The following is a 19303-nucleotide window of genomic DNA, read 5'->3' on the forward strand; positions in this document are numbered from 1 at the left end:
TTCTCCGGATAAAATAAGTTTTTTTTTCTGACGGATCATGAATCGTACCCGTATCAAAATTTGCGGACTGACGCGCGAGGAAGACGTGCGTACCGTTATCGAAGCCGGCGCGGATGCATTGGGCTTTGTTTTTTACCCGGAAAGTCCCCGTTTCGTGACGGCGGAAAAAGCGGCGGTTCTGACGTCTGCCGTTCCCGCCTTTGTTTCGACAGTCGGTCTTTTCGTCAACGCAAGTGCCGGTGAGATTGCGGAAACGGTACGAAAAGTGCCCTTGTCGCTTTTGCAGTTTCACGGGGATGAGACGCCCGAAGCGTGCCACGAAGCGGCTGCTTTGGCCAGTCTGCCTTTTATCCGGGTTTTTCGGGTGAAACCGGATACAAGAAGCGATGATTTGATACAATACGAACAAATTTATCGCAATGCCAGTCCGTTTTTCAGGGGGTTGCTGCTGGATGCCTGGACGGAAGCGTATGGCGGGGCGGGAAAGGTTTTCAATTGGTCTCTCGTGTCAAAAGGAATCGGGCCTCGGGTCGTTTTGAGTGGTGGCTTGAGCGCGCAAAATGTCGCTGGTGCAGTCTCTGAATTGCGCCCGTTTGCCGTTGACGTCAGTAGTGGCGTGGAGGCGGCGCGCGGCATCAAGGATGCCGGAAAAATCCATGCTTTCATAAATGCCGTCCGCAAGGCGGACGAAACCGTTTAGGCGGGATTGCCGGTACCGGTTCGTTTTATGCAGATGGCTGTGCCATCGCGTTTCAAGAGAGATTATCCATGAAAGAAAAAGACGGTTGCAGCGCATCTGACGCGCTGTTTGAAGCGTCCGGCTATCGTTTGCCGGATGAACGCGGCCATTTCGGCGTCTATGGCGGCATTTTCGTTTCCGAAACCCTGATCCATGCGCTGGACGAACTGAATCAGGCGTATGCCCGTTTCAAAAACGACCCGGATTTTCTGGCCGAATTCCGTTATGAACTGAAACACTATGTCGGACGGCCTTCTCCCGTTTATCACGCGTCGCGCTGGTCGGACATGCTGGGCGGGGCGCAGATTTATCTGAAGCGCGAAGATCTGAATCACACGGGAGCCCACAAGATCAATAATGTGATCGGTCAGGCGCTGCTGGCCAAACGGATGGGCAAGAAACGCATCATTGCCGAAACCGGCGCGGGCCAGCATGGCGTCGCCACGGCAACGATCTGCGCCCGTTTCGGGCTGGAATGCGTGGTTTATATGGGGAGCGAGGACGTCGAACGCCAGGCACAGAACGTTTACCGGATGAAACTGCTGGGCGCATCGGTCGTGCCGGTCGAATCCGGTTCCAAAACCCTGAAAGATGCATTGAATGAGGCCATGCGCGACTGGGTCGCCAATGTCGAGACGACTTTTTACATTATCGGTACTGTGGCCGGGCCGCATCCCTATCCCATGATGGTCCGCGATTTCCAGTCGGTGATCGGCGAGGAATGCCTGGTGCAAATGCCGGAGCTGACCGGGCGGCAGCCGGATGTGGTCGTCGCCTGTGTCGGCGGCGGCTCGAACGCCATGGGCATTTTCTACCCGTATATCGATCACAAAGAGGTGAAACTGGTCGGGGCCGAGGCGGCTGGCGAAGGAATCGAAACCGGGCGTCACGCCGCTTCGCTAAATGGCGGCAGTCCCGGGGTGTTGCATGGCAACCGCACATATCTTTTGCAGGATGAGGACGGTCAGGTGATCGATACCCATTCGGTGTCGGCTGGTCTCGATTACCCGGGAGTAGGCCCCGAACATGCCTGGCTGAAGGATTCGGGACGTGCCGGGTATGTGGGTATTACGGACGAGGAAGCGCTGGCCGCCTTTCATGATTGTTGCCGGATCGAAGGCATCATTCCGGCGCTGGAATCGAGTCACGCTCTGGCGTATGCGGTGAAAACAGCGCCGGCTTTGCCGAAGGACAAAATAATTCTGGTCAATCTTTCCGGACGGGGCGACAAGGACATGCATACTGTCGCGCTCCGCGCCGGCATCAAATGGTAAGTCCGTTTTCAAACGGAATACGACCTTAACCGAATTTGAAGAACAGGATTTATTATGTCACGCATACAACAAACACTGGATTGTCTGAGAAAACAGAACCGGAAAGGATTGGTTCCTTTCATTACCGCCGGGTTTCCCGATCCGGAACTGACCGTTTCACTGATGCATGCCCTGGTGGAGGGCGGGGCGGATATCATCGAACTGGGTGTTCCGTTTTCCGATCCGATGGCCGACGGGCCGGTTATTCAGCATGCGTCGGAAGTGGCGCTGGAAAAAGGGATGCACCTTCAAAAAGTGCTGGATACTGTCGAAACGTTCCGGATTCATGATGAAATCACACCGGTTGTCCTGATGGGGTACGCCAACCCGATTGAACGCATGGGAACGGATGTCTTTATTGATGCGGCAGCCAGAAAAGGCGTCGACGGCGTTCTGGTCGTCGATTATCCGCCTGAAGAAGGCGAGGCATTTGCCAGTGCGCTGAAAGAGCGGGGCATGGATATGATTTTCCTGCTGGCGCCGACCTCGACGGATGAACGTATCGAAAAAATCGGCAAAATCGCAGGGGGTTATATTTACTATGTTTCCATAAAAGGGGTCACCGGTTCGGGAAATATGGATATCGGCGAAGTCACCTCCCGCATTGAAAAAATCCGAAAATACGTTACCATTCCGGTTGGTGTCGGCTTCGGGATCCGGGATGCGGCGACCGCCAGAGCGCTTGGGGCTTCGGCAGATGCAGTCGTGATCGGCAGCCGGATAATACAGGAACTGGAAAAGGCGGAACCGGCAAATGCCGCGGAAGCCGTGAAAACGTTTTTGACGGATATTCGCAAAGCACTGGACGAATGACGCTATAAGGGTTATAAAGTCGTCCTGTGTCGGCATAATAGGCCGTAATGACTGTTTAATGCGAGAAAAAGACGCAGACAGGCTATCGTTTCAAAACGGTAGCCTGTCTGATCAGGAGATTTTATGAGTTGGCTTGACAAGTTGCTTCCCCCGAGAATCCAGCATCAGACAAACCCTCGCCGGGTAGTGCCGGAAGGTCTCTGGGTGAAGTGTCCATCCTGCGAGGCGGTGCTGTACCGCACCGATCTGGAATCGAATGCGCATGTCTGCCCGAAATGCGGCCATCATATGCGCATCCGCGCGCGGGACCGGCTGGATGCCTTGCTCGATGCCGAAGGACGCTACGATGTCGGTCATACGGCCTTGCCATACGATTCGTTGAAATTCAAGGACAGCAAAAAGTATCCGGATCGTCTCAAGGCGGCCGAAAAGGCGACAGGCGAGACGGATGCCCTGATTGTCGTGGGCGGTTCGATCAAGTCTTTGCCTGTTGTCGTCGCCTGTTTCGAGTTCGAGTTCATGGGCGGTTCCATGGGGTCGGTTGTCGGAGAGCGGTTTGTCCGGGGCGTGAAGGAAGCGATCGCGAGACATGTTCCGTTTGTCTGTATTACTGCCAGCGGCGGCGCCCGTATGCAGGAAGGGCTGCTTTCCCTGATGCAAATGGCGAAAACCAATATGATCCTGACCCGTCTGGCAAGGGAAGGCCTGCCTTATATCTCGGTTCTGACCGATCCGACGATGGGGGGTGTTTCCGCATCGTTTGCTTTTATGGGCGATGTCGTGCTGGCCGAACCGAAGGCTCTGGTCGGTTTTGCAGGGCCACGCGTCATTGAAAATACGGTCCGTGAAAAATTGCCGGAGGGTTTCCAGCGTTCGGAATTCCTGATGAAAAAGGGCGCGGTCGACCGGATTGTGGATCGCCGCGAGATGAGGGAAGAACTGTCTCATCTGCTGGCCATGCTGCAAAACAGGCCGGTCGAGTCGGTTTCCTGAAAGGTCCGGTTTTTCTTGTAGCGAAAACGCCTGTTTGGCAAGGATGAGGCGCTCCGGTTTTTTACCATATTCTTTATTCGGTTTTTCATGAAGATGTCTGGACAAGTGGCCATGCAAAAGACAGGATTGCTGCATCGTTCCCTGGCGGAATGGACGCGTCTTGTGGAAAGTCTTCATCCCAAAAATATCGAGATGGGACTGGACAGGATACGCGTGGTGAAAGAGCGTCTGGGTCTCCGTTTCGATTGTCCGGTGGTGACCGTAGGCGGAACGAACGGCAAGGGATCGACCTGCGCCATGTTGCAAGCCATCTGGAAAGAAGCGGGTTACCGGACCGGCCTTTACACTTCTCCTCACATTCACCGGTTCAACGAACGGATGAAAATCGACGGGAAAATGGTCGATGATGAAACGCTGGTGGCCTGTTTCGAGGAAATCGAGGCAGCGCGCGGCGATATCGCCCTGACGTTTTTCGAGTTCACGACGCTTGTCGCGTTAAAACTCTTTTCGGATGCCAAACTGGATGTGATTGTTCTGGAAGTCGGCCTGGGAGGAAGGCTTGACGCGGTCAACCTGATCGACGCGGATGTTTCCGTAGTAACGAATGTCGCTATCGACCATGTGGAGTATCTCGGACACACCCGCGAAGAAATCGGTTTTGAAAAGGCGGGCATATACCGTGGCGGCCGTATCGCTTTCTATGGGGATATCGATCCGCCGGATTCGCTGATCCATCACGCACGGGCAATCGGGGCAGAACTGAAAGTGCTGGGAAAGGATTATTCTTTCAGCATGAATGCCGATCGATGGGATTATATCGGCAGGAGTACCGTGTCGGGACTGGTTCATCCCTCATTGTACGGCGATAACCAGATTCATAACGCCGCGACGGTTCTGGCCGTGGTCGAAGCCCTGCAGGCCCGTTTGCCGGTCGGACGCGATGCGCTCGAGCGTGGGCTGGCCCGCACTGAATTGCCGGGCCGTTTCCAGATCCTGCAAAATGAACCGTCCATTATTCTGGATGTGGCTCACAATCCCCATGCCGCTGCCGTTCTGGCCAAAAACCTGAAGGAGATGGGAGCGTTCGGCACGACTTATGCCGTATTCGGCGCCATGGCCGACAAGGATATCGATGGCGTGATCGAGCTGATGAAAGATTGCGTTGATCGTTGGTATCTGACCGATTTGCCGTTGCCGCGTGCAGCAAGTGCGGAAGCGCTGAAACAGAAATTGATCGCGGCAGGGGTGACCCGCGGAAAAACCAATCAGTGCATTTCGGTTTATCATCATGCCGCGGATGCTTTGGCAAGCGCGAAGAATAATGCACGGAAAAATGATAGAATAGTGGCATTCGGATCGTTCTGGGTCGTAACGGGGGTCACGGAAGAAAGTGACCCGCCTCCTCACACCAACCGTCATTGATTGCATGAGCCGTTTTTCCATTTTTCGCTGGGGCAAGCCGAAGTCCGATGCCGAGACGTCGTCCGGGGATGCGGGCCGGTTCGTCGCGGACAGTATTGACAGAAAAAAGACTTCCGAAAAGAGCGGTGCCGCCGATCCGCATCTTCCGGAAAAGAAAAAGGCGCGAAGGCGGCTTGTCGGTTCGGTGACGCTGGTCCTGGCGGCGATTATCGTATTGCCGATGATTTTCGAGTCCAGGCCCAAACAGGTTTCCCCCAACCTCCTGATCGATATCCCCTCGAAAGACAAATCCATGCAGGCAGCCAGCGATCAGGCTGTCTCTCCTCCTGCCGCTTCCCGGGCGGTGCAGCCGGATGAAAAATCCGCCATATCGGGTATGGCACCGGCGCCACAACCTGAACGGAATGCAGGCCAGTCTTCGAACCCGGTAACGCCGGCGGCGGATGCTTCTGTAAAAGACAGTGCCGCTCCGGCGCCGCAGGAACAGTCCGTTGACGCGCAAAATCACGAAAAAGACCGGCAAAAAGCGGCGGAAAAACAGGCCAGAGCCGAAAAAGAAAAACAATTGAAGGCGGAAAAGGCGAAACAGGAAAAGGCGAAAGCGGGTGCTGACGCCGATCCGATCGGCCAAATGATTGCTGAAAAGAGCAGCAGCCGGGCCAAACCGGAAAAACCGCTTATTCAGGTCGCTGCGCTGACATCGCAACAGAAGGTGAACGAGTTGCAGGCCCGTCTTTCCAAAGCGGGAATCCCTTCCCATACGCAGAAAGTGAAATCGAAAAACGGCGAGGAAAGGATCCGGGTGAGGATCGGGCCGTTTTCGAGCAAGGGCGAGGTGGACAATGCCTGTTCCAGACTCAGGGCGATGGGATTGTCCTGTACGCCGGTGTCGAAATAATGTTACGGCAGGAAACGCGTTTTGACTGCTTTCGATTACGTTCTGCTGTTTTTGCTGATCGGTTCGATGCTGGTCAGTCTGACGCGCGGTCTGGTCAGGGAAGTGATTTCACTGGCAAGCTGGATTGTCGCCTTTTATGTGGCGCTCCATTATGGAGAAGTCGTGGTGCCCTGGTTGCCGCAAGCGATTTCGGGCGACGTGTTAAGAGTGATCGTGGCGTTTGTCGCGCTGTTTATCGGAACGCGAATCGTCATGATGCTGCTGGCGAAACTGGCGAGTCTCGTGCTTCACGCCAGCGGCCTGACTTTTGTGGACCGGTTGCTGGGCGCGCTTTTCGGGCTGGCAAAGGGAGCATTGATCGCGCTGGCGCTGGTGCTGATATGCGGCATGACGAGAGTGCCCCAGCAGCCTTTCTGGAAAAACGCGATGTTTTCGCCGGTGGCGGAAGCGGCGGCAAAGTCGGTCATGCCGTATTTGCCTGGCTATTTTGTGGAATACATTCATTATTGATTCGATGTATCCTATGCGGTTTTCGTTTTTCTTAATTTTTGATTGAGGAGTCCACCATGTGTGGCATCGTTGGTATTGTTTCCCAAACCCCTGTCAACCAGCTGATTTACGACGCCTTGCAGCTGTTGCAGCATCGCGGGCAGGATGCCGCGGGTATTGCAACGTGCAGTAACGGCAAATTCGCCATGTTCAAGGCAAACGGTCTGGTCAGGGACGTTTTCCGCACCCGCAATATGCGGGCTCTTCCGGGGAGCTGCGGCATCGGTCATGTCCGTTATCCGACAGCAGGCTCGGCCAAGAATGAGGAAGAAGCGCAGCCCTTTTATGTGAATGCGCCTTTCGGCATCACCTTTGCGCATAACGGCAACCTGACCAATTGCGAACAGTTGAAAGGCGAAATGTTCAGGAACGACCGCCGGCACATCAATACGAATTCGGATTCGGAAGTGCTGTTAAATGTACTGGCGCACGAGATACAGGAAGCGACAAGCGGTTATTCGCTGGATCCGGCGGCGCTTTTCCGGGCCGTTTCCGTCCTGCACAAGCGGGTGCGCGGCGCGTATGCGGCGGTTGCCCACATTGCCGGTTACGGCATTCTGGCGTTCCGCGATCCTTACGGTATCCGCCCTCTTTGCATCGGTTTTGCCGAAACGGACACGGGTACGGAATACATGGTCGCCAGCGAATCGGTGGCGCTCGAAGGGCTGGGTTTCCGCTTTTTGCGGGACGTGATGCCGGGCGAAGCGATTTTCATCGATGTTGACGGCAATCTGTACAATCAGCAGTGCGCCGAAAACCCGAGTCTGAATCCCTGCATTTTCGAATATGTCTATCTGGCACGGCCCGATTCCCTGATCGATGGCGCTTCGGTTTATGCCACCCGCCTGAAAATGGGCGAGCATCTGGCCGACAAGATCAAACATGAAATTCCGACTGGCGACATTGATGTCGTGATGCCGATTCCGGATTCCTCCCGTCCGGCAACCATCCAGCTCGCCCTGAAGCTGGGTATCGAATATCGTGAAGGGCTGATCAAGAACCGTTATATCGGCCGTACCTTCATCATGCCGGGACAGGCCGTGCGCAAGCGTTCCGTTCGCCAGAAACTGAATACGATCGGTTCCGAATTCAAGGGCAAGAGCGTTCTGTTAGTTGACGATTCCATCGTGCGCGGCACGACCTGCCGGGAAATTGTCCAGATGGTACGTGAAGCCGGCGCCTCGAAAGTCGTTTTCGCATCCGCTGCGCCGCCGGTGAAGTTCCCGAACGTATACGGTATTGATATGCCGACCCGTGAAGAATTGATCGCCTATGGCCGTACCGATGAAGAGGTCCGCCGGGAAATGACGGCCGATGCACTGGTCTATCAGGATCTGGCGGCCTTGAAACAGTCGGTCACCGATGTCAATCCCGCCCTGAGAAATTTCGAGGCTTCCTGTTTCGACGGCCAGTATATTACCGGTGATGTTTCGGCCGATTATCTGAATCAGGTGGAATATGAACGCAAACATTCGGCTCCTGTACCGGACGATATGGTCAGAAACCAGCTGAATCTTTCCCTGGCGACGGCTGAATAAGGGATTTTCGCTGCAAAAGCCTGATGCCGCGCAAGCGGCATCAGGCTTTCTCGTTCAACGGCCGTCAGTTACGGTATGCTGGACATGTTCAACTTGTCTTTCTTCTGTTTTGCCCTAACGGAGGGGACAGCACGGGAACAGGGATTCTTATCGGATCAAGCGAGTATGCGATGAACAAGGCTTTTGTAAAAGAAACAGATAACGACGACGAACTGGAACCGGCTATTCCGGCACTGCCGGCCGGATTCAAGAATTACATCACGCCGGCCGGCCTGAAGAAACTGAAAGACGAATTGCTGGAACTGATCGATACGGAACGGCCTCAGGTTGTCCAGACGGTTTCATGGGCGGCGTCCAATGGCGACCGTTCGGAAAATGGCGATTATATTTACGGCAAACGCCGGCTTCGTGAAATCGACCGGCGTATCCGTTTCCTGATCAAGCGGATCGAGGCGGCGGAAGAATTCGATCCCAGCGTCCATTATGGCAACGACCAGATTTTTTTCGGCGCGACCGTGACCTATGAACGGCAAAACGGGGAAGAAAATACCGTAACGATTGTCGGCATTGATGAATTCGATCCGCTTCAGGGAAAAATCAGCTGGATTTCGCCAATGGCACGAACGCTCATCAAGGCGCATGAAGGCGATACCGTAACCCTGCACACGCCTGCCGGGATTGAGGAACTGGTTATTTTGGAAGTGAGTTATCCGCAGCCCCGGTAGATTTCCGGTCTTTCTTTTCCTTTACGCGACAAGGATTTTCGCAAAGTTTTGTCTTTGTGCGCTTCCTCCGTATACTGGATGAGTGTTTCACTGTTTTCTCCGTTTCCGATATGACGGTTGTTCCGAAAAACATTTTTTCCTATGTGCCCCGCAAGGTGAAACGTGCCGGCGCCGCTCCCTTTCTGCCGATGTCGCGGCAGGAAATGGAGGCGCTGGGATGGGACGCATGCGATATCATCATTGTTTCGGGAGATGCGTACGTCGATCACCCGAGTTTCGGCGCGGCGGTCATTGGCCGGGTTCTGGAAGCACAGGGTTTCCGGGTCGGCATTATTGCCCAGCCGGACTGGAAATCGGCGGCCGCTTTCCGGTCGCTGGGACGTCCGAAATTGTATTTCGGGGTGACGTCGGGAAATATGGATTCCATGGTCAACCGCTACACGGCCGAGCGGAAAATCCGTTCGGATGATGCGTATACTCCGGGAGGCGTTGCGGGAAAACGGCCTGACCGCGCCTTGCTGGTTTACGCACAGCGTGCCAGGGAAGCCTATCCGGGAATCCCTGTCGTGATCGGCTCGATTGAAGCGAGCCTGCGCCGTCTGGCGCATTACGATTACTGGTCGGACAAGGTCAGGCGGTCGGTATTGCCCGACTCCAAGGCTGACATGCTGGTGTACGGCAATGCCGAACGGGCTATTGTCGAGTTGTCCCACAGGCTGGCTGCCGGTGAGAAAATCGGGTCGATCCGCGATCTGCGCGGGACGGCTTTCATGGTTCCCGGCGGCTGGAAACCGGATGGGGACTGGATCGACGTGGACTCTTCAGGACTGGATACGCCGGGGCCGGTAAAGAAACATGCCAATCCCTATTTTCCGGAACCCGAACCCTGCCAGGCCAAAGCTGAGCGGCAAGAGAGAACGGCAGAGGCGATCCGGGAAAACCGGATCGGCTTGCGTCTGAAAATGAACAGCCAGTCGGTTGTCCGCCTGCCGTCGTTTGAACAGGTGCAAAACGACCCGGTGATGTATGCCCATGCCTCGCGCGTCATGCATCTGGAATCGAATCCGGGCAATGCGCGCGCTCTGGTGCAGGCGCATGGCGAACGGGACGTCTGGGTGAACCCGCCGCCCTTGCCGCTGACGATGGAAGAGATGGACGGGGTTTACGGCTTGCCCTATGCGAGAGCGCCCCATCCTTCCTATCAGGGAGAACGGATTCCGGCATGGGAGATGATCCGGTTTTCCGTCAATATCATGCGTGGGTGTTTCGGAGGGTGCACCTTCTGTTCGATTACCGAACACGAAGGCCGTATCATCCAGAGCCGGTCCGAACCGTCGATTTTGCGGGAAATCGAGGAAATCCGCGATCGCGTCGAGGGATTCACGGGAGTCATTTCCGATCTGGGCGGCCCCTCGGCCAACATGTACCGGCTCGGCTGCAAAAACGAAAAAGCGCAGCAGGTCTGCCGCCGGCTTTCCTGCGTTTATCCGGAAATTTGCAAAAATCTCGATACCGACCACGGCAAGCTGATTTCGCTTTACCGAAAGGCGAGAGCGCTGCCGGGCATCAAGAAGATTCTGATCGGTTCGGGCGTGCGTTACGATCTGGCCGTCGAGTCCCCGGAATATATCCGTGAACTGGTGACGCATCATGTCGGCGGCTTGCTGAAAATCGCCCCGGAACACACGGAACCGAATGTGCTCTCCAAGATGATGAAACCGGGCATCGGGACATACGATGCGTTCAGGAGACTGTTTGACCGCTATTCGAAAGAGGCGGGCAAGGAACAGTATCTGGTGCCGTATTTCATTGCCGCCCATCCCGGCGCGACAGATGAAGATATGCTGAATCTGGCCTTGTGGCTGAAGAAAAACCGTTTCCGTCCGGATCAGGTGCAAACTTTCATGCCGACGCCGATGGCGATTGCCTCGACGATGTACCATACGGGAAAAAATCCGCTGATGCCGGTTTCGCGGGATTCCGAAAAAGTGGAAACGGCGAAAAAGGGACAAGTGCGTCGCTTGCACAAGGCTTTCCTGCGTTACCACGATCCGGAAAACTGGCAATTGCTGAGAGAATGGCTCAGGCGGCACGGGCGTTCCGATCTGATCGGGAACGGACCGGATCAACTGGTTCCGGCCTGGAAGTCCGCTCCGGTTTCCATGAAAAACAGGTTTGCTTCGTTGGAAAAAACGGGAAAGGCAAAACGTCCTGATCAGGAAAAGGACGAGATCGGACAAACTGCCCATGTGCGACGGGGCAATAACATAAAAGGAAAATTGGCAGGGGCTATCCGTCACAGAAAAGGCGTTTCGGTCCGTTCTGGCCGAAGATGAATACATTACGGGCTACCTCTGTTGTATCCGTACCGGCTTTTTTCAAATGGTTCGAAAAAGAAATATTTCACTGACAGCATTGTCCTTGCTGAGCTTTTCGCTGGCGGATGTCAGGGATGGTCTGGGCCCGTTCCTGGGCGTTTACCTGCAGGGAAAAAACTGGACGCCGGATGAAATCGGCTATGTCATGACAGCGGGCGGTCTTGCGGGCATGGTGCTAACAACACCTCTTGGCGCGTTGGCTGACGGAACAAGAAAAAAGCGATTGATGCTGGCTGTTGCAACGATAATGATCGTTCTGTCCGCTACGGCGGTTTTCCACTGCCGTTTCTTTCCTTTTGTTGCCGGGATGCAAATTGTTCAGGGAATCATGGCGGCTGCCATCATGCCGCTGTTGACCAGTATCACGCTGGGACTGGTCGGCCAGAAGGGGCTGGCTCACCGTCTCGGAAAAAACGAGGCATGGAATCATTTCGGGAATTTTTCCACCGCCGCTTTGGGCGGCATCATCGGTTATTTTTATGGCCTTTCAGGCGTTTTGGGCGTGATGCTGGCAATGGGGCTGTTGTCTGTTCTTTTTGTTTTTCTGATTGATCCGGCGCTGATCAACTATGATGTCGCACGTGGGCTGGAAGAGAAAAAGGGAGCTGTACCGGCCCCGGTCGGCCAGTTGCTGATGAACCGTTCCATTATGGCAACAGGACTGATACTGTTTTTTTTTCATCTGGGAAATGCCGCGCTCTTGCCATTACTTGGACAATCGGCTGTTGCCGTACACCATGTGGAGCCTGCCGTTTATACGGCAGCAACAGTTATTATTGCCCAGCTGACAATGGTTCCAATGGCCTTGTGGGCAGCCAGGATTGCTGAAAAACGCGGGTATGGACAGGTGATTCTTCTGGCGCTGATCGCCTTGCCAGCAAGAGGACTGATTGCCGGTTTCTGGCATGATCCCTGGTGTATTGTCCCTGTCCAGATACTGGATGGGGTCGGCGCGGGGCTAATCGGTGTGGCAACGCCTGGAATAGTAGCGAAAATCATGCGTGGAACCGGCCATGTCAATATGGGATTGGGTGTTGTCATGACTCTGCAGGGAATCGGGGCTGCCTTGAGTAGTACAGTCGGCGGCCTTTTTGCCTATCATGCCGGATATAGTGCCGCTTTTCTGGCGTTGACAGGATCGGCATGTTGTGCGCTTGTTCTGTTTGCGGGAGCCCGCCGGTGGCTGCCGCAATTCGGGAAAGAACTGGTGAACTGATCCTGCCTGATCGCAACGTTTCATGGAAAACAGGAGCCATCCGATAGCGGGATAAAGCGAGTTTTTCCAGAAATTTAGTAAAATGTCTCTTTTTGCAGGTATTTCTGGTTTATAGTGTTTTGTTTTCCGTCTGACTCGTCTCTTTTTCTGCAAGCTAATGAAAAACATCCGTAATTTTTCCATTATCGCTCATATCGACCACGGCAAATCGACATTGGCCGACCGCATCATCCAGCTGTGCGGGGGGTTGTCGGATCGTGAAATGGAAGCGCAGGTGCTCGATTCCATGGATCTGGAAAGGGAACGGGGCATCACGATCAAGGCCCAGACGGCCGCACTGCATTACAAGGCCAGAGACGGCCAGACGTATAACCTGAACCTGATCGATACGCCGGGACACGTCGATTTCAGTTATGAGGTCAGCCGTTCCCTGTCCGCCTGCGAGGGCGCGCTTCTGGTTGTGGACGCTTCGCAGGGGGTAGAGGCCCAGACTGTCGCGAACTGTTATACCGCGCTTGATCTGAATGTGGAAGTATTGCCGGTTTTGAACAAGATCGATCTGCCGTCGGCCGATCCGGACAATGCGCGGGCTGAAATCGAGGATGTTATCGGTATCGAGGCGACGGAGGCCGTTTTGTGTTCGGCCAAGACCGGACAGGGCGTCGAGGATATTCTTGAAGCGATTATTGCCAGAGTGCCTCCGCCGGAGGGCGATCCGGAAGCGCCGTTGCAAGCCCTGATTATCGATTCCTGGTTCGACAATTATGTCGGGGTCGTCATGCTGGTGCGTATCAAGAACGGTACCCTGAAACCCAGGGAAAAAATCCGGCTGATGGCGACCGGATCGGAATATCTGGTGGAAAACGTCGGGGTCTTTTCGCCCCGTTCGCAATCGAAAGAGGCCTTGTCGGCCGGACAGGTCGGTTTTGTGATTGCCGGCATCAAGGAGCTGAAAGCGGCGAAAGTCGGGGATACCATGACGCTTGCCTCGCGTCCTGCCGGCGAGCCGCTTCCGGGGTTCAAGGAAGTGCAGCCGCAGGTGTTTGCGGGCCTGTTCCCGGTGGAAGCCAACCAGTATGACGCCTTGCGCGATTCGCTGGAAAAACTGAAACTGAACGATGCTGCCCTGCAATATGAGCCGGAAGTGTCGCAGGCGCTGGGTTTCGGTTTCCGCTGCGGTTTTTTGGGCCTTTTGCATATGGAAATCGTGCAGGAACGGCTGGAGCGCGAATTCGACATGGATCTGATCACGACGGCGCCGACCGTTGTGTATGAAGTTGTGCTGAAAAACGGCGAAGTGCTGAAGGTGGACAATCCTTCCAAGATGCCCGATCCCGGCAGGATCGAGGAAATCCGGGAACCGATCGTGACGGTGAACCTGTATATGCCCCAGGAATATGTCGGCCCTGTCATGACGCTGTGCAACCAGAAGCGCGGCATCCAGGTGGATATGCATTATCACGGCAAGCAGGTACGGCTGACTTACGAATTGCCGATGGCGGAAATCGTGCTCGACTTTTTCGACCGGATGAAATCCATTTCGCGCGGCTATGCGTCGATGGAGTATGAGTTCAAGGAATACCGGGCGTCCGACGTGGTGAAAGTCGATATGCTGATCAACGGCGAAAAAGTCGATGCGCTCGCCATTATCGTGCACCGGGCCAACAGCCAGTTCCGTGGCCGTGCCGTGGCGGCGAAAATGCGGCAACTGATTCCGCGGCAAATGTTCGATGTCGCGATTCAGGCGGCAATCGGTTCGACGATCATTTCGCGCGAGAATGTGAAAGCCTTGCGCAAGAATGTGCTGGCGAAGTGCTATGGCGGTGATATCACCCGCAAGCGCAAGCTGCTGGAAAAGCAGAAGGCGGGCAAAAAGCGGATGAAACAGGTTGGTTCCGTGGAAGTTCCGCAGGAAGCGTTCCTGGCAATTTTACAAGTGGATGAAAAATGAATGTGCAGGCTTTGCTGGGTAATTTCGCCCTGATCCTTTTCATATTGATGGTTGTTTCGGGGGTTATCTGGTTTTACGACAGGTTCTCGCTTGCTCCAAAACGGAAAGCGGCCGCGGAAGTGGCGCTGGCCGCTTTCGACGAACGCAACGCCAGACTGAAAGCGCAGGGTATCCAGGTCGATGAGTCGGGTCGCCAGACGCTGAAGGAAAAACTGCTGAAAAAGCCGACCTGGGTGGAATATTCCGGCAGTTTTTTTCCGGTTATTGCCGCCGTGTTCATTATTCGCTCGTTTTTGTGGGAACCGTTCCGAATTCCATCGAGTTCGATGGTGCCAACCCTTCAGATCGGCGACATGATTTTAGTCAGCAAGTACAGTTACGGCATCCGGTTGCCGGTCATAAACAAGAAGATCGTTGATCTCGGCGATCCGCAAAAAGGGGATGTCGTCGTTTTCAAATTTCCGAAAGACACCTCGCTGGATTATATCAAACGGGTTGTCGGCGTCGGAGGCGACCGGGTGGAATACCGGAACAAGAAACTGATTATCAACGGGGTGGAATCGGCGTATCAGCCGCTGGGGGATTATCTCGATACCGAAAGCCTGACCTATTCAAGGGAATTTGTGGAAGGTCTGGCAGGTACCGACGTCCGTCATCACATCCTGAACGACAATCGTGCGCCGACTTATGTGCGGCACCCCGACCGTTTTCCGAACCGGCACATGTGCACCTATAATGTGGAAGGGTTCGCCTGTACGGTGCCGGAAGGTTACTATTTCATGATGGGGGACAACCGGGACAACAGTCTCGACAGCCGGTACTGGGGGTTTGTGCCGGACGAGTATATTGTCGGCAAGGCTTTTTTCGTCTGGATGAATCTTGGAGACATGACGCGAATCGGCGGCATACGATAAAAGGCGACGACGCCATGAACCCTGATTTTGCACAATAATAACGTGTCGGGATTTGCGATGATAAATCTGAAAATGCTGCAGGACAGAATCGGTTATACCTTTCATGACGCGGCGTTGCTCGAAACGGCCATGACGCACCGGAGTTACAGCAGCCATCACAATGAAAGACTCGAGTTTCTGGGCGACTCCCTTCTGAATTGCGTGACGGCGATCAATCTGTATGAACGGTATGCCGCCCTGAACGAGGGAAGCCTGTCCAGGTTGCGTTCCAGTCTGGTCAGGCAGCAGGCCTTGTATGAAATTGCATGCAAGCTGGAGTTGTCCCGTTTTTTGCGGCTGGGCGAAGGCGAGCTGAAAGCCGGGGGATTCAAACGGCCTTCCATTCTGGCGGACGCCATGGAAGCGCTGTTTGGCGCGGTGTTTTTGGATGCCGGTTTCGAAACGGTCAAACGGGTTATTACCAGACTGTTTGCCGATATGATGAAAGAACTCGATCCGGAAACGTACGGAAAAGACGCGAAGACGCAGTTGCAGGAATATTTGCAGGGGCACAAGATGGCCTTGCCCGAATATCATGTCGTCGCCACGCGGGGTGCGGCGCATAATCAGGAATTCGAGGTCGAGTGTGTTATCGGGAAATTCGATATTCACGTCTATGGAACCGGAAGCAGCCGGAGGGCTGGCGAACAGGAAGCGGCCAGGAAGGCACTGGCTGAAATAGCGGATGTCATGAAAAACCGGAAAGCGGTTCCGTCCGGAAAAGAGAAACAGAAAGAAACGCAGATGAAACTGGTCGGCATTTCCACATTACAGCGGGAAGAGCCTGCCGATAAAGCGGTCCCTTCTTCCAGAAAGCGAGGTTGATATCATGACAGATCAGAAAGACAACCATTTCCGTTGCGGCTATATCGCTATTGTGGGACGCCCGAATGTCGGCAAATCCACCCTGATGAACGAGCTGATCGGCGCCAAGGTCAGTATCACGTCCCGAAAGGCGCAAACAACCCGCCACCGGATTATGGGAATCCAGACGGATGACGATGCCCAATTCATTTATATCGACACGCCCGGTTTCCAGACGCGCTACAACAACGCCCTGAACAAGAATCTGAACCGAACAGTCCGCGATACGCTTTCGACGGCGGATGTGATTCTTTTTGTGGTGGATGCCGGTGTTTACGGACAGGCGGATCAGCAGGTGCTGGATCTGATTCCCGAAAATGTTCCGACCATTCTGGTCGTCAACAAAACGGACAAGGTGAAAGAAAAAGCGGAACTGATCCCGTTTGCCGAAAAACTGGCTGCCTTGCGGGATTTTGCCGCCATTGTGCCTGTTTCGGCGCGCCAGCGTTTCCAGCTGAACCGGCTGGAAGAGGAAATCCGTCATTTGCTGCCTGAAAATCCGCCGTTTTTCTCGCCGGACGATGTAACCGATCGCAGCGAACGCTTCATGGCGGCAGAGATCATCCGCGAAAAGATATTCCGTTATACCGGCGACGAGTTGCCGTATACCAGCACGGTTGTGATCGAGCAGTTCGAACGCAAGGAAAAAATCTGCCGGGTATTTGCGGCTGTGCTCGTGGAACGGGAAGCGCACAAGGCCATGATTATCGGTCACAAAGGAGAAAAACTGAAAGAGATTTCCACCGAGGCGCGACTGGATATGGAAAAAATGTTCGGCGTGCCCGTCTATCTGGAAATCTGGGTCAAGGTCAAGTCCGGCTGGGCCGACAATGAGGCGGGACTCAGGGCCTACGGATACGAGTGAACCGCAGTGAAATGGAAAGCGTATCGATGCTTCCGGATGAAAAGGATGAAAGTGGCGGGCCGGTAAATGGCGACTTTGTACGGGGGACGGGGCGTTTCCCGGTCTTGAAAAACAGCCCTGAAACCCGTGTGGCCGAACAGCCCGGTTTTGTTCTTCACAGTTATGTTTACCGGGAAAGCAGTCTGGTTGTGGAAGTTTTTACCCGCGATTATGGCCGGGTTGCGCTGGTGGCCAAAGGCGCGAAGAGGCCGACTTCCCGCTTAAGAGGCGTTTTGCAGACTTTCCAGCCGCTTTCCATCGGCTGGTCGGGCAAGTCTGAACTGAGAACGCTCACGTCGGCCGAATGGGTGGGCGGCATGATTCCCCTGGAAAATTCGGCGCTCTTGTACGGGTTTTATCTGAACGAACTCTTGCTCAAGCTGCTGGCGCGGGAAGATCCGCATCAGGGGCTTTTCGAGCACTATGTCAGGGCATTGGCACGTCTGGCGACTGCCGAGTCGGCGCAGACGGTTTTGCGTATTTTCGAACTGGCCCTGTTGAAAGAAACCGGTGTGGCGTCCGATTTTTCCGTCAATATACAAGACCGGTCTCCGGTGGAACCGGACGGGATTTACGTCGTCGATCCTGAAAGCGGCCCGCGTCCGGCAACGCTGGGCGATACGGCTCCCCGTGTTTCCGGCAAAACCCTGCTGGATATGGTCAGGGAAGACTATGCCGATCCGCAGACCCAGTTGCAGAGCAAGCATCTGATGCGTTTTCTTCTGGCGCATCATCTGGACGGTGTGCCGCTTCAGACACGGAAGATATTAATAGATCTGCGCCAGCTGTAACAAAAGGGTAAACTAGTCCCTGTGTTTTCCATTTCTTTTTGTGAACTATGAGCTTCATTGAACCGAATGGCCCGGGCATCGAACTGGGCGTCAACATCGACCATATCGCTACTTTGCGGAATGCGCGGGGAACGTCCTATCCGGATCCGGTCGTGGCCGCCCTGATGGCGGAAGAAGCGGGAGCGGACGCCATTACGCTGCACCTGCGTGAAGACCGCCGGCATATCCGGGATGCCGATGTGCGCGCCATCCGGCCGTTGCTGGCGACCCGGATGAATCTGGAATCGGCCATGACTTCCGAAATGATTGATTTCGCCTGCGATATCCGGCCTCAGGATGTCTGTCTGGTGCCGGAGCGGCGCGAGGAACTGACGACCGAGGGCGGTCTGGACATTGTCCGCTATTTCGATATCGTCCAGTCCGCCGTGGAACGCCTGACCCAGGCGGGCATCCGGGTCAGCCTTTTTATCGATCCCGATGAAGAACAGATCATCGCTTCCCATGAAGCGGGCGCGCCGGTTATCGAATTGCATACCGGGCGCTATGCCAACGCTTTCGACGAAGCTTCGCGGGAACATGAACTGGAACGCGTGCGCCAAGGGGTGAAAGAAGGGATCGGTCATGGCCTGAAAGTGAATGCCGGACATGGCCTGCATTATGAAAATGTCGTGCCCATTGCGGAAATCGAGGGGATTGCCGAGCTGAATATCGGCCATTCCATTGTTTCACGGGCGGTTTTTACCGGATGGAAAAAGGCGATTGCCGATATGAAAGCGCTGATTGTGGAGGCAAGACGGCCTGCCGGAAACGGAGTGCGGGAAAGAGGTGAGCGATGATTTACGGAATCGGGACCGACATGATTCTGATTACACGCCTGAAAGCGGCGCTGGAAAGGCGCGGCGACCGTTTTGCGGAAAAAATACTGGGGCCGCAGGAAATGAAGCGTTATCTTCACCGCAGGGCCAAGGTGGAATTGCGCGGGCTCCGGTATCTGGCCACGCGTTTTGCCGCCAAGGAAGCGTTTTCCAAGGCGCTGGGGCTGGGGATGCGCATGCCGATGACCTGGCGCGCCATGCAGCTCCTGAATGCGCCAGGCGGCAAGCCTGAAGCCGTTTGCAGCGGCAAACTGAAGGCACATATGGAAAGACTCGGTCTGAAAGCACAGGTATCGGTGACGGATGAGGCGGAATACGCCATGGCTTTTGTCGTGATCGAACAGACGGAAATCACGGAAAACATCAACTGACAGGACAGAA

The 19303-nt window shown here is 54.8% G+C and carries 18 protein-coding genes; all 18 read left to right on the plus strand.

What is annotated here, in order from left to right:
- Nucleotides 1-37 precede the first annotated feature (37 nt).
- The 18 genes from OFAG_RS04320 to acpS all read left to right on the plus strand — a co-directional run bounded on the left by OFAG_RS04320 (nucleotide 38) and on the right by acpS (nucleotide 19293).
- A complete protein-coding gene (locus OFAG_RS04320) occupies nucleotides 38-700 on the plus strand; it encodes a phosphoribosylanthranilate isomerase (protein ID WP_005877683.1) in 663 nt (220 codons plus the stop codon).
- Between the two features lie 68 nt (nucleotides 701-768).
- Nucleotides 769-2013 (plus strand): tryptophan synthase subunit beta, encoded by a 1245-nt coding sequence (gene trpB / locus OFAG_RS04325; RefSeq protein ID WP_005877682.1) that lies wholly within the window; start codon nucleotides 769-771, stop codon nucleotides 2011-2013.
- A gap of 54 nt (nucleotides 2014-2067) precedes the next feature.
- Nucleotides 2068-2865 carry a tryptophan synthase subunit alpha gene (gene trpA / locus OFAG_RS04330; protein ID WP_005877680.1) on the plus strand — a complete coding sequence of 266 codons (798 nt, stop codon included), beginning with the start codon at nucleotides 2068-2070 and terminating at the stop codon, nucleotides 2863-2865.
- Between the two features lie 123 nt (nucleotides 2866-2988).
- Nucleotides 2989-3858: an acetyl-CoA carboxylase, carboxyltransferase subunit beta gene (gene accD / locus OFAG_RS04335; protein WP_005877677.1), complete on the plus strand. Its 870-nt coding sequence runs from the start codon at nucleotides 2989-2991 to the stop codon at nucleotides 3856-3858.
- A gap of 93 nt (nucleotides 3859-3951) precedes the next feature.
- A complete protein-coding gene (folC, locus tag OFAG_RS04340; protein ID WP_231371664.1) occupies nucleotides 3952-5280 on the plus strand; it encodes a bifunctional tetrahydrofolate synthase/dihydrofolate synthase in 1329 nt (442 codons plus the stop codon).
- Complete coding sequence (locus OFAG_RS04345) at nucleotides 5249-6178, plus strand: SPOR domain-containing protein (RefSeq protein ID WP_231371665.1); 930 nt, start codon at nucleotides 5249-5251, stop codon at nucleotides 6176-6178. Before folC ends, OFAG_RS04345 begins: the two co-directional genes overlap by 32 nt.
- 21 nt (nucleotides 6179-6199) lie before the next feature.
- The gene (locus OFAG_RS04350; RefSeq protein ID WP_005877671.1) at nucleotides 6200-6688 is read left to right on the plus strand and encodes a CvpA family protein; all 489 of its coding nucleotides are present in this window, start codon (nucleotides 6200-6202) and stop codon (nucleotides 6686-6688) included.
- A 56-nt stretch (nucleotides 6689-6744) separates the two neighbouring features.
- A complete protein-coding gene (purF, locus tag OFAG_RS04355) occupies nucleotides 6745-8265 on the plus strand; it encodes an amidophosphoribosyltransferase (RefSeq protein WP_005877669.1) in 1521 nt (506 codons plus the stop codon).
- A gap of 170 nt (nucleotides 8266-8435) precedes the next feature.
- Nucleotides 8436-8990, plus strand: a complete 555-nt coding sequence (gene greB, locus OFAG_RS04360; RefSeq protein WP_005877667.1) for a transcription elongation factor GreB — start codon at nucleotides 8436-8438, stop codon at nucleotides 8988-8990.
- A gap of 110 nt (nucleotides 8991-9100) precedes the next feature.
- Nucleotides 9101-11326, plus strand: a complete 2226-nt coding sequence (locus OFAG_RS04365) for a YgiQ family radical SAM protein (RefSeq protein WP_005877666.1) — start codon at nucleotides 9101-9103, stop codon at nucleotides 11324-11326.
- A gap of 46 nt (nucleotides 11327-11372) precedes the next feature.
- Nucleotides 11373-12584, plus strand: a complete 1212-nt coding sequence (locus OFAG_RS04370) for an MFS transporter (protein WP_005877664.1) — start codon at nucleotides 11373-11375, stop codon at nucleotides 12582-12584.
- A gap of 157 nt (nucleotides 12585-12741) precedes the next feature.
- Complete coding sequence (lepA, locus tag OFAG_RS04375) at nucleotides 12742-14535, plus strand: translation elongation factor 4 (RefSeq protein WP_005877662.1); 1794 nt, start codon at nucleotides 12742-12744, stop codon at nucleotides 14533-14535.
- Nucleotides 14532-15449 carry a signal peptidase I gene (lepB, locus tag OFAG_RS04380; RefSeq protein WP_020994849.1) on the plus strand — a complete coding sequence of 306 codons (918 nt, stop codon included), beginning with the start codon at nucleotides 14532-14534 and terminating at the stop codon, nucleotides 15447-15449. The genes lepA and lepB overlap by 4 nt, the downstream gene beginning before the upstream one ends.
- Nucleotides 15450-15506: 57 nt before the next feature.
- Nucleotides 15507-16313 (plus strand): ribonuclease III, encoded by an 807-nt coding sequence (gene rnc / locus OFAG_RS04385; RefSeq protein WP_020994850.1) that lies wholly within the window; start codon nucleotides 15507-15509, stop codon nucleotides 16311-16313.
- 4 nt (nucleotides 16314-16317) lie between these two features.
- Nucleotides 16318-17217 carry a GTPase Era gene (era, locus tag OFAG_RS04390; RefSeq protein ID WP_005877656.1) on the plus strand — a complete coding sequence of 300 codons (900 nt, stop codon included), beginning with the start codon at nucleotides 16318-16320 and terminating at the stop codon, nucleotides 17215-17217.
- Nucleotides 17214-18047: a DNA repair protein RecO gene (recO, locus tag OFAG_RS04395; RefSeq protein ID WP_005877654.1), complete on the plus strand. Its 834-nt coding sequence runs from the start codon at nucleotides 17214-17216 to the stop codon at nucleotides 18045-18047. The genes era and recO overlap by 4 nt, the downstream gene beginning before the upstream one ends.
- 47 nt (nucleotides 18048-18094) lie before the next feature.
- Nucleotides 18095-18883 carry a pyridoxine 5'-phosphate synthase gene (gene pdxJ / locus OFAG_RS04400; RefSeq protein ID WP_005877652.1) on the plus strand — a complete coding sequence of 263 codons (789 nt, stop codon included), beginning with the start codon at nucleotides 18095-18097 and terminating at the stop codon, nucleotides 18881-18883.
- Nucleotides 18880-19293 (plus strand): holo-ACP synthase, encoded by a 414-nt coding sequence (acpS, locus tag OFAG_RS04405; protein WP_005877650.1) that lies wholly within the window; start codon nucleotides 18880-18882, stop codon nucleotides 19291-19293. Before pdxJ ends, acpS begins: the two co-directional genes overlap by 4 nt.
- The last annotated feature ends 10 nt before the right edge of the window (nucleotides 19294-19303 follow it).

The sequence above is a fragment of the Oxalobacter paraformigenes genome (assembly GCF_000158475.2).
Classification (GTDB): Bacteria; Pseudomonadota; Gammaproteobacteria; order Burkholderiales; family Burkholderiaceae_D; genus Oxalobacter; species Oxalobacter paraformigenes.